This is a genomic window from Saccharopolyspora sp. NPDC045941 (assembly GCF_056431445.1).
The window spans coordinates 17666-28971 of sequence record NZ_JBWKKU010000097.1 but is presented as its reverse complement, the minus strand read 5'-3'; the positions used below and the strand labels follow the sequence as shown (position 1 = coordinate 28971).

Below are 11306 nucleotides of genomic sequence, written 5' to 3'. Positions count from 1 at the left end.
TCGGCTGGTCGTGGTTGATCAGCAGACCGATCAGCAGCGCCGCGATGCCGTGGTTGAGATCGACAGCCCACAGCACATCGGTGGATATCTCCAGGGCGTCACCGATCAGCTCAAGCAGCTCGGTCTCGTCGTTGCCGACCCGCCGGGACAACAGCCGTTGGCCGTCAGAGTTGATCACCACGCAGTGGTGATGGGCCTTGCCGATGTCCACCCCGGCCCAGATCTGGGGCACGTTCCCTCCGCTAGCTCGTCGTCACATCGATCCCGCAGACGACCTCGCCGACGTTGTCCTACAGCAGCGATCACGTCGCGTATCCCAATTGGCGGTCGAGTCGTCGCTGGGGCCTGGGCGGCCAAGTCCTTTAAGCCATCCACCGGCTCGAGCATGTCAGCCATACCCAGAACCCCTGGGCCCTCCGATCTTACGAATGACCAGATCAGACCCACGCTTGAAAGGTAGGACGCGCATGCGCCGGATGACGAAGCTCGCGGGGGCGGCGGCCGGGGCCGCGCTGCTGCTGAGCGCTGCCCAGACGACCGCGACCAGCGAGCCCCTGGCGATCGCCGGGAAGACGATCTTCACGAAGGGCGAGGGCGGCTACAACTGCTTCCGCATCCCGGCCCTGGTGCGCACGCAGGACCGGAGCGCGCTGCTGGCGTTCGCGGAGGGCCGCCACAACAATTGCGACGACACCGGCGACATCGACGTGGTGCTCAAGCGCTCGACGGACGACGGGAAGACGTGGCGGCCGCTGGAGCTGGTCACCGATGGCGCCGGCGACACCCGCGGCAACCCGGTGCCGATCGTGGACCGCGCCACCGGCCGGATCTCGTTGCTGACGACGCACAACCCGGGCCCGCAGTGCAACGGCAACGGCTGCACCCGGACGCCGTTCCTGCAGCACAGCACGAACCCGCAGGGTACGCAGTGGACGAAGCCGGTGGCCCAGCCGCAGCTGACGAAGCCGGAGTGGAACACCTGGTACGCCACCGGTCCGGGCCACGGCCTGCAGATGACCCGGGGCGAGCACGTGAACCGCATGGTGGCGGGCATCAACTTCGAGGGCGAGGGCGGCGTGAAGGGCGCCGGGATCGTCTACAGCGACGACGGCGGGACGAACTGGCGGCTCGGCGCGCTGGACGACCGGACCGGCAAGGCCATCAAGCCGCAGGAGCTGAGCCTGCTGGAAACGGTCGACGCCGAGATCTACGCGGCGGCCCGCAACCAGGACAACTCCGGGACGACGATCGCCGAGGGCAACCGGGCGCACGCGGTCAGCGCGGACGGCGGGGCGACGTTCCGCGCGCCGTTCGAGGTCGTGCCGCAGCTGAAGGGCCCGGTCGTGCAGGGCTCGGTGGTGCGCCTGCGCGCGACGACGGCGGGCGACCCGCACAACCTGATCCTGTTCTCCGGGCCGTACAACACGAATCCGGACATGGACCATCGCCGCCACACGATGCGCATCCGCACGTCGTCGGACGAGGGCGCGACCTGGCAGGAGGTGGGCACGGTCGTGGACGCGACCTGGTCGGCCTACTCGGACCTGATCAACCTGGGCGGCGGCTGGGCCGGCCTGCTCTACGAGGCGGGCTCGCAGAGTTCCGGCGACGCGAACGAGACGATCCGCTACGCGAGGTTCAGCGAGAACGACCTGGCGCGCTGAAATTCCATTGGCACGGCGAGTCCCGGCACGTCAAGCTGGCGAACGTCCGATGGATGCGGCGACACCGGAGATGCCGATGACGGAGCCGGAGTTCGATACCGAGGGCCTGTTCGACGACGACTACCTGTATTTCTACCGCGAGCTCACGGATGCCCGCAACGAGGCGGAAGCCGGGCTGATCTGGGACCTGCTCGGGCTGGAGCCCGGCGTGGAACTGCTGGACCTGGCCTGCGGCCACGGTCGGCTGACCAACCCGCTGGCGGCCCGCGGCTGCCGGATGACGGGCCTGGACTACACGCAGCTGTTCCTGGACAAGGCCCGCGACGACGCCGAAGCCCGGGGTGTGCAGGCCGACTACGTCCGGGGCGACATGCGGAAGTTGCCGTGGAAGAACAGGTTCGACGTGGCGATCTGCTGGTTCACCTCGTTCGGCTACTTCTCCGACGACGACAACCGCCGGGTGCTGAGCGAGGCTCGCTCCGCGCTGCGGCCTGGCGGGAAGTTCGCCCTGGAGCTGAACAACATCACCAACCTGCTGCGCCGCTACCAGGACACCGTGGTCCGCCAGGTGGGCGAGGACATGACCGTCGACCAGCACCGCCTGGACCCGGTCAACTTCCGGTCGGGTGTGGAGCGCACGATCATCCGCGACGGCCGGATCCGCCGGGTCCGGTACTCGGTGCGCTTCTTCACCGTCCCGGAGCTCCGGGAGTGGCTGCACCAGGCCGGTTTCCGGGACGTCGAGGTCTACGGCGACGACGGCGCCCCGCTGACCGCCGACCACAACCGGATGATCATCACAGCCCAGCGCCCGCCCGAGTGACCGGCTAAGGGCGCCTTCGAGCAGCTCGCCCGAAGGCGCCCTTAGACCACTGTGGACTGATCGACCAGCGCGATCAGTGCCGCAGCACCGATCGCGCCGAGCCGGAAAGCCTGCTGCCGCACGGAGTTCGCATCCGAACCGTCCTGATCTCCGGGAAGATCAGCCGAGCTTCGCGCCCGCGTGCAACGCGACACCGGAGTTGGCGGCGACGGTGGCGGTGAACTTGCCGTCCCCGCCGACCTCCACCGCATCGCCGGTGCACGACCCGCCGGAGAGCTCGCCGGTCATCACGTTGCAGTAGGTCCCTGCGGGCAGCGACGTCTGGAAGGTCTGCGACAGCTCGCCGCCTTCCCGGTTGATCACGACGAACCCGGCGTCCCCGCGCCCGAACGCGATCTGCCCGTTGCCGTTGTCCCACCAGCCGGTGAGCTCCTCGCCCTGCACCGCGGCGTGGAACCCGGCCATCCCCGCGATGATGGCGCGCCGGTGCTCGCACACCCACGCCGAGTTGTCGCAACTGGCGGCCTCGGTCGTGCCGTCCGCGGCGGCGGGCGGCCCGGCGTCGGGGTTGTCGAAGGCGAAGCTGGAGATCAGCTGCGGCGTCCCGTACGGGTAGGCCAGCTCGAACGCGATGGCCAGGTCGTAGGTGACGCCGTCCTTGTAGGTCAGCGTCGGCGAGCTGCGCTGCGTGTCGTGGTTGTCGATGAAGACCACGGCCTGTTCACTCGGCAGCGGCATCTGGTCCGGCAAGTTCGCCAGCCCTGCCAGCGAACCGTTCTTGAACGCGTTGGCGACCGTGCCGTAGTAGGCGAATTCGGTGACGTCGCCGTTGCCGGTGTACTCGCCCGCCGTCGTCGTGCCGTCCGCGATCACCTCCTGGAAGACGTACGGCTTGGCGCCCGTCCCCGGCACGTTCTGCAGCGACCCGAAGATCGCGCCGACGTCCTCCGGCGGCATGTGCTTGACGCCGTCCACCCGGAACCCGGAAACGCCCAGGCCCACCAGGTCGTTGAGGTAGGCGATCTCGGTGTTGCGCACGTATTCGGACTCGGTCGCGAGGTCGGCCAGCCCGACGAGCTCGCAGTTGCGCACCTCCCACTTGTCGTTGTAGTTGGCGATGTCCCGGCGGCAGCCGTGGAAGTCGGCGTCCGAGTAGACGCCCGGGTAGTCGTACTTCGAGTAGGACGAGCCGCCGCTGCCCGGCCCGCTGCCGGCCGATCCGGTGCCGCTCATGTGGTTGACCACGGCATCGGCGTAGATCTGCACGCCCGCGGCGTTGCAGGTCTGCACCATCGCGGCGAACTGCTCCCGGTTGCCGCGCCGGGACTGCAGCTGGTAGCTCACCGGCTGGTAGTCCTGGTACCAGGGGTGGCCCGCGTCGGCAAGCACGACGTGCTCCTGCGGCGGCGACACCTGCACCGCGCCGAATCCCTTGGGGCCCAGGAAACTCGTGCACTCCTGCGCGATGGAATCCCACGGCCACTGGAACATCTGGATGATCGGGCCGCGCACCGGCGCGGCGGCGGGCGCCGCCGGCAGGCCCGCCGCGGCGGGCACCAGGGCCGTGCCGCCGAGCACCGCGGCCAGCAGCAACAACGGCATTCGCATGACAACCTCCTCTGCGTCGAGTGGGTCGCCTACGATCACATTTTCTTGCAGATGTTAAGTCAATACACCATCTGCACCAGCATTCACCGGCCCAAATCCTTGCAAATTATTGCAAAATCTCTCCACGGGTCCGATGTGGACACACGTCGGATCGATCCTGATCCATGCAACGCGAGGGGAGCATCGTTTCCGCAGGTGATCGCCCGTGAGCGTTTTGGAGCGCTATGGCGACCCAATACACTCACGACCACTGACCAGGCAAAACGTCATCCAGCGACGAACCTGCAGCACCGGGTGACCGTCCGTGCACCGAGCGCAGCGCCGTGCCCGGCCCGGCCGCGCACCGGGCACGCGGCGGACAATGGCGGCATGCGCGAAGTGGAGATCCGGGACGACATGATCCGGCTCGGACAGCTGTTGAAGCTGGCGGGCCTCGTCGAGCACGGAGCGGAGGCGAAGGAGCTGCTGGAGGACGGCCAGGTCGAGGTCAACGGCGCGGTCGAGACCCGCCGCGGCAAGCAGCTGGTCGAGGGCGACGAGGTGGTCCTCGGCGGCGAGGTCGTCCGGGTCGTCACCCGCTGACGGCCGCCACCGCAGACGGAAGGGCGCCTTCGCCGAGCTTCGGCGAAGGCGCCCTTCGCTCATCAGGTCACAGCGCCTCGTGCACGATGCGGCCGCCGACGATGGTGCAGGCCACCCCGAGATCCGGCAGCTCATCCGGGGCGCAGGTGAGCGGGTCACCGTCGAAGACGGCCAGGTCCGCCCGCATGCCCACCCGGATGCAACCCGGCCACGTCCTCCTCGCCGGCGCCGTAGGCCGCCTCGGTGGTGTACCCGGCGAGCACCTGCTGCGCGGAAAGCGCTTGGCCCGGCAGCACGGGCGCCCGGTCAGGTCGACGCCGAAGCGTTCCGGGACGCCATCACGGCCTACATCACGGGCCTGCCCGAACCCGCGTGACCGCCGGTGCGGGCTGGGACGATGGCGGCATGAACGAGGAAGTCATCCCGATCCTCCGCGTCGCGGATGCCGCCGCCGCGGTCGCCTGGTACGAGCGGCTGGGCTTCGCCGCGCAGTGGGAACACCGCTTCGAACCCGGGCTGCCCGCCTTCGTCGAGGTGGCCCGCGGCGCGTTGAAGCTGTTCCTGTCCGAGCACGAGGGCGACGCCCGCCCCGACACGCTGGTGTACCTCCGCGTCCGCGACCTGGATGCCATCGCGGACGCGTTCGGCGCCCAGATCGAGCACGCCGACTGGGGGCGCGAGATCGAACTGCGCGACCCCGACGGCAACCGGCTGCGGGTGGGCGCGCCGCCGGCATGAGCCCGGACAGCAAGGAGGCCGGCGCCCGCGGGCACCGGCCTCATGCCAGATCGGCTTGCTCGATCAGTGGAACGAGTCGCCGCAGGCGCACGACCCGCCGGCGTTCGGGTTGTCGATGGTGAAGCCCTGCTTCTCGATTGAGTCGACGAAGTCGATCACCGCGCCCTGCAGGTAGGGGGCGCTCATCCGGTCGACGACCACGCCCAGGCCCTCGAAGTCGCGCCGGACGTCGCCGTCGAGGCTCCGCTCGTCGAAGAAGAGCTGGTAGCGCAGGCCCGCGCAACCGCCGGGCTGCACGGCGATGCGCAGGTGCATGTCGTCGCGGCCCTCCTGCTCCAGCAGGGCCTTGGCCTTGTGAGCAGCCGAGTCGGTCAACGTGACACCGTGGGCGGGCGCCTCGCTCTCGGTCGTGGTGTTCGGGGCGGTCATGGACTCTCCCTAGAGGTCTCGCTCATCCGATTCCGGCGTGAGGTGCAACCCCACCCGGGCTCGGGCTATTCCCACGGGCGCCGCCCGGGGAAGCTGTGTCTTGTCTCCTCCGCCCATGGTGGCACAGCCACCCGCCTAGCTGGTGTGATGTGGCCACCCGTTGTCTGTTCCGCCGCAGGTGTCCGGTCTGCTGCAGCCCCGGCAGTGGCGTCGAATACCCTGTTGGAGTGAGGTTCCTTCGCCGTAACAGCGCTGAGCAGACCGCCACCACCGAGTCCGACACCGAGACCGGCCCGGCTGCGGCGGAGCATGCCCCCAATCACACCCCCAAGAAGGGGAAGCCCACGCCGAAGCGCCGGGAAGCGGAAGGCAAGCGGCGCGGCCCGGTCCCGCCGCCGCCGAAAACCCAGCGCGAAGCGGTCAAGCGGGCGCGCGGCAACAAGGACGAGCGCCGCCAGGCGGCGAAGGAACGCCGCGAGCGGATGATGCAGGGCGACGACCGCTACCTGATGCCCCGCGACAAGGGCCCGGTGCGCGCGTACGTCCGCGACCTCGTCGACACCCGGCGGCACCTGATGGGCCTGTTCATGCCGCTGGTGCTGATCGTGTTCGCCACCACGCTGGCGCAGAACCTGGTGATCCAGCAGTACGCGACGCTGTTCTGCATGGTGCTGCTGGTGATGATGGTCGTCGAGGGCACCCTGCTCGGCCGCTACGTGAACAAGCGGGTGCGCGCGAAGTTCCCGGACGCCAAGGACCGCCCGTTCTCCCTGGGCTGGTACGCCTTCACCCGGGCGATGCAGATCCGCAAGCTCCGGGTCCCCCGCCCCCGCTACACCCCCAAGGACATCGCCAAGGTCGCCTGATCCCGGCACTTCCGCGGGCGCCGCACCCGGCCGGGGCGAGTCGATCTTCCACGTCCGGTTCCGGGTAGCGTCGCGGCGACGTCGTAGGCACAGGGACCGGAGGTTTTGCTGGTGGGTGGGCGCACTCTGGTGCTCGGCGGGGCTCGGTCCGGCAAGTCCGCGCACGCCGAGGGATTGGCGTCGGCCGCTGAGCCCGTCACCTATGTCGCCACCGCGCGGCGGGATCCGGACGACCTCGAGTGGGCCGAGCGGATCGCCTCGCACGTCGCCCGCCGGCCCGACACCTGGCGGACCGTCGAGGCCGGGGACGCCGATGCACTGCTGCGCGTGCTGACCGGGGCATCCCCCGGAGCGACGGTGCTGGTCGATGACCTGGCCACCTGGCTGACCGGGGTGCTCGACAACGCCGGTGCGTGGGATCGGAATCCGGTCGCGCTAGACGTCGTGGCCGGGCACTGCGCCGCGCTAGTCGAGGCCGTCGCCCGGTGTTCCGCGCGGGTCGTGCTCGTTTCCGCCGAGGTCGGCCTCGGGGTCGTTCCCGCGACCAGGTCTGGAAGGCTGTTCCGGGACGAACTCGGCTCGCTCAACGCCCGGCTGGCCGAGGTGTGCGACGAGGTCGTCCTGCTCGTCGCCGGGCTCCCGCTCCGGCTGCGCTGATTCAACGGAGGTTTTCGCTTGTCCACCGACGACCAGAACCAGTCCGGCCCGATCAGGTTCCCGGCGGTACCGGCGCCCGACGAGCAGGCCCGCCGCCAGGCTGTCGCCCGGCACGAGCAGCTGACCAAGCCCGCCGGCTCGCTGGGGCGGTTGGAGGAACTCGGCGTCTGGGTGGCGGCCCGGCAGGGCGCCTGCCCGCCGCGCCCGTTCGCCCGCCCCCGCGTGATCGTCTTCGCCGGGGACCACGGCATCGCGGCGCACGGCGTCTCGGCCTACCCCAGCGACGTGACCGGCCAGATGGTCGGCAACTTCCTCAGCGGCGGCGCGGCGGTCAACGCGCTGGCCGCCGGGTCCGGCGCGACGGTGCGCGTGGTGGACATGGCGGTCAACACCGACACACCTCCGGTGGTCAGCGCGCACAAGGTGCGGCGCGGGTCGGGCTCGATCGACCGGGAGGACGCCCTCACCGCCGCCGAGGTGGATGCCGCGATCAACGCCGGGCGCACCATCGCCGACGAGGAGATCGACTCCGGCGCCGACCTGCTCATCGCCGGGGACATGGGCATCGGCAACACCACCCCGGCCGCGGTGCTGATCTCCGCGCTCACCGGGACCGAGCCGGTGGCGGTCGTCGGCCGCGGCACCGGCATCGACGACAACGCCTGGATGCGCAAGACTGCCGCGATCCGCGACGCGCTGCGCCGCGCCAGGAAGGTGCTCCACGACCCGGTGGAGCTGCTGCGGACCTCCAGCGGCGCCGACATCGCCGCGCTGGCCGGATTCCTCGCGCAGGCGGCGGTGCGGCGCACGCCGGTGCTGCTGGACGGTGTCGTGGTGGGCGCGGCGGCGCTGGTCGCCGAGGAGCTCGCGCCCGGCGCCCGGCAGTGGTGGCTCGCCGGGCACCGCTCCGCCGAACCGGGCGGACCGCTGGTTCTCGACCACCTCGACCTCACCCCGATCCTCGACTTGCAGATGCGGCTCGGCGAAGGTTCCGGGGCGCTCACCGCGCTGCCGGTGGTCGCCGCCGCGGTGCGGGTGCTGCGGGAAATGGCCACGTTCGCCGAGGCCGGCGTCGTCGGTCCGACCGAGGCCGAGGCCACCGGCCCGACGGCGTGACGGTGCCGGACGGCCTGCGCCTGGCGGTGTCGTGGCTGAGCGTGCTGCCGGTGCCCGCGCAGCGCGTCGACGACCGCACCTGCCGCCAGGCGATCTCCTTCGCACCGCTCGTCGGCGCGCTGGTCGGCGCTTTCGGCGCCACCGCGCTCTGGGCGCTGACCGCGCTCGGCGCTCCCCCGCTGCTGGCCGGGCTGCTCACCGTCGGCGTCTTGGTGCTGGTCACGCGGGGCATGCACGTGGACGGCCTGGCGGACACGGTGGACGGTCTCGGTTGCTACGGACCGCCGGAGCGCGCGCTGACCGTGATGCGCGACGGCGGGGCCGGGCCGTTCGCGGTGGTCGCTCTGATCCTCGTGCTCGGCGTCCAGGCGGCCAGCCTCGCCGAGTTGGCGAATGCGCCGCTGACGCTCGTTCTGGCCTGCGTGGTCGGCCGCGCCGGATTCGTGCTGTGCTGCCGGACCGGCGTGCCTGCCGCGCGCCCAGAAGGCATGGGGGCGCTGGTGGCGGGTAGCCAACCGACGTGGCTGGTCGCCGCCTGGTGGCTCGCCCTGCTCGCGGTGGCCGGCGTCGGCTTCGGCTGGCAAGCGGCCCTCGCCGTCGTCCTCGCCGCGGCCCTGCTGCTCGCCTTTACCTGGCACACCCGGCGCCGTTTCGGCGGAATCACCGGAGACGTCCTAGGCGCCGCCTCCGAACTCGCGACCACCACGGTCCTCGCGACCACGGCGGTCCTCACCACCACGGCCATCGCCTGACCGCAATTTCCATTGAAATCGAAGATTCGATTTCAATGGAAATTGCGGACCTTCGGCGTGCCGGGCACCCGACACGCCGAAGGTTGTGGACAACTCCCGCAATTTCAATGAGCGTTTTTCATCCTGGCCGGCCCGCAGCCGCGGGTCGCAAAGCTGCACGTCGATGAGGTGTCGCATGCGCCGCAGGCGCATAGCCCACCTACGACACTGGCACCGCCGCGGGTTCACGGTGCCCACCCCTCCGGGGTTCCCTCGGCGAGGACGGCCCTGACGCCGTGTATCGGACATACATAAGTCAGGGCACCCACAGACCAGGGAGCCTCTGAGGTTCCGCCACCCGCACCGCCATGCAAAACGAGGTTGGAAAAACCTCAATGGAAATTGCGGACCTGGGCCGTCAGCCGAGCTTGGTCATCCAGCCGTGGGTGTCGGCGACCGTGCCGTGCTGGATGCCGGTGAGGCGCTCGCGCAGCTTCATCGTCACCTCGCCCGGCTTGCCGTCGGCGACGGTGAACTCGCCGTCGCGGTGCTTGACGTGGCCGACCGGGGTGATCACAGCGGCGGTGCCGCAGGCGAAGACCTCGGTGAGCTCACCGGTCGCGGCCTTCTTCTCCCACTCCTCGACGGTGACCTTCCGCTCCTCCACCTGCATGCCGAGCTCCCTGCCCAGCTCCAGCAGCGACGAGCGGGTCACGCCGGGCAGCAGGCTGCCGCTGAGCGCCGGGGTCACCAGGCGGGCGTCCGAACCCGAGCCGAACACGAAGAACAGGTTCATGCCGCCCATTTCCTCGACCACGTGCCGCTCGCACGCGTCGAGCCACACCACCTGGTCGCAGCCCTTCTCCACCGCCTCGGCCTGCGCGGCGAACGACGCCGCGTAGTTGCCCGCGAACTTCGCCGCACCGGTGCCGCCGGGGGCCGCACGCACGTACTCGTGGCTCAACCACACGGTGACCGGCTTGATGCCACCGGCGAAGTACGAGCCGGCCGGAGAGGCGATCACCGCGTAGAGGTAGGCGTTGGCCGGGTTGTTGACTCCGAGGCCGATCTCGGTGGAGATCATGAACGGCCGCAGGTAGAGCGAGCTCTCCTCGGCACTCGGCACCCAGGCGCCGTCCACCGCGATCAGCTCCCGCAGCGACTCGACGAACAGCTCCTCGGGCAGCTGGGCCATCGCGATCCGCTGCGCCGAACGCTGGAACCGCCGCGCGTTCGCGTCGGGCCGGAACGCCGCGATCGAACCGTCGGGCTGGCGGTAGGCCTTGAGCCCTTCGAAGATCGCCTGCGCATAGTGCAGGACCGAGGTCGCCGGGTCGAGCTGCAGCGAGTGGTAGGGCTCCACGGCGGCGTCGTGCCAGCCGCGATCCTCGGACCACTTGATGGTCACCATGTGGTCGGTGAAGTACCGTCCGAATCCCGGATTCGCCAATACTTCCGCGCGGCGCTCGTCGCTGGCCGGTTGCGGGTTGGGGGTCCGGGTGAACGACAGTGCTCCAGTCATGCGCGTACCGTATCGCGCGCCTCGGAGCAGTGGAAACCCGATCTACGGAACTTGGTCGTCCAAATATCCGTCGTCCGCTTACTCAACGCTGAAGGAACGCCACAGTTCGTGACGCGAGGCGGTGGAGCCGGGCCGGCCGACGCCTATGATGTGACCATGACGCACGCCCAGAACACCCCGGTCCCGGCGGGGCCCACGACGACGTCGCAAGACGCGCTGGCCGCCACCCTGGCGGCGCTGCTGCCGCTGGGCGGCGGCATGCTGGTGCTGCTCGGCTACTCGTGGCTCGACATCTTCGGCTTGATCCTGGGCGTCGCCGGGGCGGCCGGCTGGGCCTTCTGGTGGCGCAACAAGCACAAGACGTTCTTCCCGAAGGACCTGCGCGGCGGCTCGGTCGGCGGGATCGGCGCCCTGGTCGCCGTCATCGGCATCCTGCTGTTCATCTCGCTCTGACACCGCGGGCCGGGGGGGGTTCCGGGGGGACACGGAAGAAAAACAGACCCAGTCCCCCAGGAAGAAACAAGCCCCCCCGCAAGGAAAAAAAGCAACCCCCCAAGACTAGGCTTGGGT

The 11306-nt window shown here is 70.0% G+C and carries 14 protein-coding genes; 9 read left to right on the top strand and 5 right to left on the bottom strand.

The genetic code is table 11. The annotated features are described in order from the left end of the window. Positions 1-232 (bottom strand): IS110 family transposase (locus AC07FN_RS42585; protein WP_478400803.1); only part of this gene is annotated, 232 nt, incomplete at its 3' end. A gap of 244 nt (positions 233-476) precedes the next feature. Between AC07FN_RS42585 and AC07FN_RS42580 the strand changes: the two genes are divergently transcribed. Both AC07FN_RS42580 and AC07FN_RS42575 read left to right on the top strand, forming a co-directional pair. After that, positions 477-1664 (top strand): sialidase family protein, encoded by a 1188-nt coding sequence (locus AC07FN_RS42580; protein WP_478400802.1) that lies wholly within the window; start codon positions 477-479, stop codon positions 1662-1664. A gap of 76 nt (positions 1665-1740) precedes the next feature. Continuing rightward, positions 1741-2487 (top strand): class I SAM-dependent methyltransferase, encoded by a 747-nt coding sequence (locus AC07FN_RS42575; RefSeq protein ID WP_478400801.1) that lies wholly within the window; start codon positions 1741-1743, stop codon positions 2485-2487. A 159-nt stretch (positions 2488-2646) separates the two neighbouring features. Here the strand turns inward: AC07FN_RS42575 and AC07FN_RS42570 are convergent, their stop codons facing one another. After that, the gene (locus AC07FN_RS42570) at positions 2647-4095 is read right to left on the bottom strand and encodes an alpha-amylase (RefSeq protein WP_478400800.1); all 1449 of its coding nucleotides are present in this window, start codon (positions 4093-4095) and stop codon (positions 2647-2649) included. Between the two features lie 369 nt (positions 4096-4464). On the opposite strand from AC07FN_RS42570, the gene AC07FN_RS42565 reads away from it, so the two are divergent. Beyond that, positions 4465-4677 carry an RNA-binding S4 domain-containing protein gene (locus tag AC07FN_RS42565; RefSeq protein ID WP_132482729.1) on the top strand — a complete coding sequence of 71 codons (213 nt, stop codon included), beginning with the start codon at positions 4465-4467 and terminating at the stop codon, positions 4675-4677. Positions 4678-4744: 67 nt separating this feature from the next. Here the strand turns inward: AC07FN_RS42565 and AC07FN_RS42560 are convergent, their stop codons facing one another. Continuing rightward, a complete protein-coding gene (locus AC07FN_RS42560) occupies positions 4745-4864 on the bottom strand; it encodes an amidohydrolase family protein (protein WP_478400799.1) in 120 nt (39 codons plus the stop codon). A 218-nt stretch (positions 4865-5082) separates the two neighbouring features. Here AC07FN_RS42560 and AC07FN_RS42555 point away from each other — a divergent pair, with 218 nt between their 5' ends. After that, positions 5083-5415, top strand: a complete 333-nt coding sequence (locus tag AC07FN_RS42555; protein WP_452612941.1) for a glyoxalase superfamily protein — start codon at positions 5083-5085, stop codon at positions 5413-5415. A gap of 63 nt (positions 5416-5478) precedes the next feature. On the opposite strand, the gene AC07FN_RS42550 is transcribed toward AC07FN_RS42555, so the two are convergent. After that, entirely contained in the window at positions 5479-5844 is a 366-nt protein-coding gene (locus AC07FN_RS42550; RefSeq protein ID WP_093277650.1) for a HesB/IscA family protein, read from the bottom strand. 227 nt (positions 5845-6071) lie between these two features. Between AC07FN_RS42550 and AC07FN_RS42545 the strand changes: the two genes are divergently transcribed. From AC07FN_RS42545 to cobS, 4 genes are all read left to right on the top strand, one after another. Then, positions 6072-6710, top strand: a complete 639-nt coding sequence (locus tag AC07FN_RS42545) for a DUF3043 domain-containing protein (RefSeq protein ID WP_452612942.1) — start codon at positions 6072-6074, stop codon at positions 6708-6710. Between the two features lie 111 nt (positions 6711-6821). Then, positions 6822-7367 (top strand): bifunctional adenosylcobinamide kinase/adenosylcobinamide-phosphate guanylyltransferase, encoded by a 546-nt coding sequence (cobU, locus tag AC07FN_RS42540; protein WP_478400798.1) that lies wholly within the window; start codon positions 6822-6824, stop codon positions 7365-7367. 18 nt (positions 7368-7385) lie between these two features. Then, complete coding sequence (cobT, locus tag AC07FN_RS42535; protein ID WP_452612944.1) at positions 7386-8483, top strand: nicotinate-nucleotide--dimethylbenzimidazole phosphoribosyltransferase; 1098 nt, start codon at positions 7386-7388, stop codon at positions 8481-8483. After that, entirely contained in the window at positions 8480-9235 is a 756-nt protein-coding gene (cobS, locus tag AC07FN_RS42530; RefSeq protein ID WP_478400797.1) for an adenosylcobinamide-GDP ribazoletransferase, read from the top strand. Before cobT ends, cobS begins: the two co-directional genes overlap by 4 nt. A gap of 397 nt (positions 9236-9632) precedes the next feature. On the opposite strand, the gene AC07FN_RS42525 is transcribed toward cobS, so the two are convergent. After that, on the bottom strand, positions 9633-10736 hold the full coding sequence (locus tag AC07FN_RS42525; protein WP_478400796.1) for a branched-chain amino acid aminotransferase: 1104 nt from the start codon (positions 10734-10736) through the stop codon (positions 9633-9635). Between the two features lie 156 nt (positions 10737-10892). Between AC07FN_RS42525 and AC07FN_RS42520 the strand changes: the two genes are divergently transcribed. Next, positions 10893-11189, top strand: a complete 297-nt coding sequence (locus AC07FN_RS42520) for a hypothetical protein (RefSeq protein WP_478400795.1) — start codon at positions 10893-10895, stop codon at positions 11187-11189. The last annotated feature ends 117 nt before the right edge of the window (positions 11190-11306 follow it).

Coding starts and splice junctions, on each gene's coding strand:
- AC07FN_RS42580 (WP_478400802.1), top strand. CDS start 477: ATGACGAAGCTCGCGGGGGCGGCGGCCGGGGCCGCGCTGCTGCTGAGC.
- AC07FN_RS42575 (WP_478400801.1), top strand. CDS start 1,741: ATGACGGAGCCGGAGTTCGATACCGAGGGCCTGTTCGACGACGACTAC.
- AC07FN_RS42570 (WP_478400800.1), bottom strand. CDS start 4,095: ATGCGAATGCCGTTGTTGCTGCTGGCCGCGGTGCTCGGCGGCACGGCC.
- AC07FN_RS42565 (WP_132482729.1), top strand. CDS start 4,465: ATGCGCGAAGTGGAGATCCGGGACGACATGATCCGGCTCGGACAGCTG.
- AC07FN_RS42560 (WP_478400799.1), bottom strand. CDS start 4,864: ATGCGGGCGGACCTGGCCGTCTTCGACGGTGACCCGCTCACCTGCGCC.
- AC07FN_RS42555 (WP_452612941.1), top strand. CDS start 5,083: ATGAACGAGGAAGTCATCCCGATCCTCCGCGTCGCGGATGCCGCCGCC.
- AC07FN_RS42550 (WP_093277650.1), bottom strand. CDS start 5,844: ATGACCGCCCCGAACACCACGACCGAGAGCGAGGCGCCCGCCCACGGT.
- AC07FN_RS42525 (WP_478400796.1), bottom strand. CDS start 10,736: ATGACTGGAGCACTGTCGTTCACCCGGACCCCCAACCCGCAACCGGCC.
- AC07FN_RS42520 (WP_478400795.1), top strand. CDS start 10,893: ATGACGCACGCCCAGAACACCCCGGTCCCGGCGGGGCCCACGACGACG.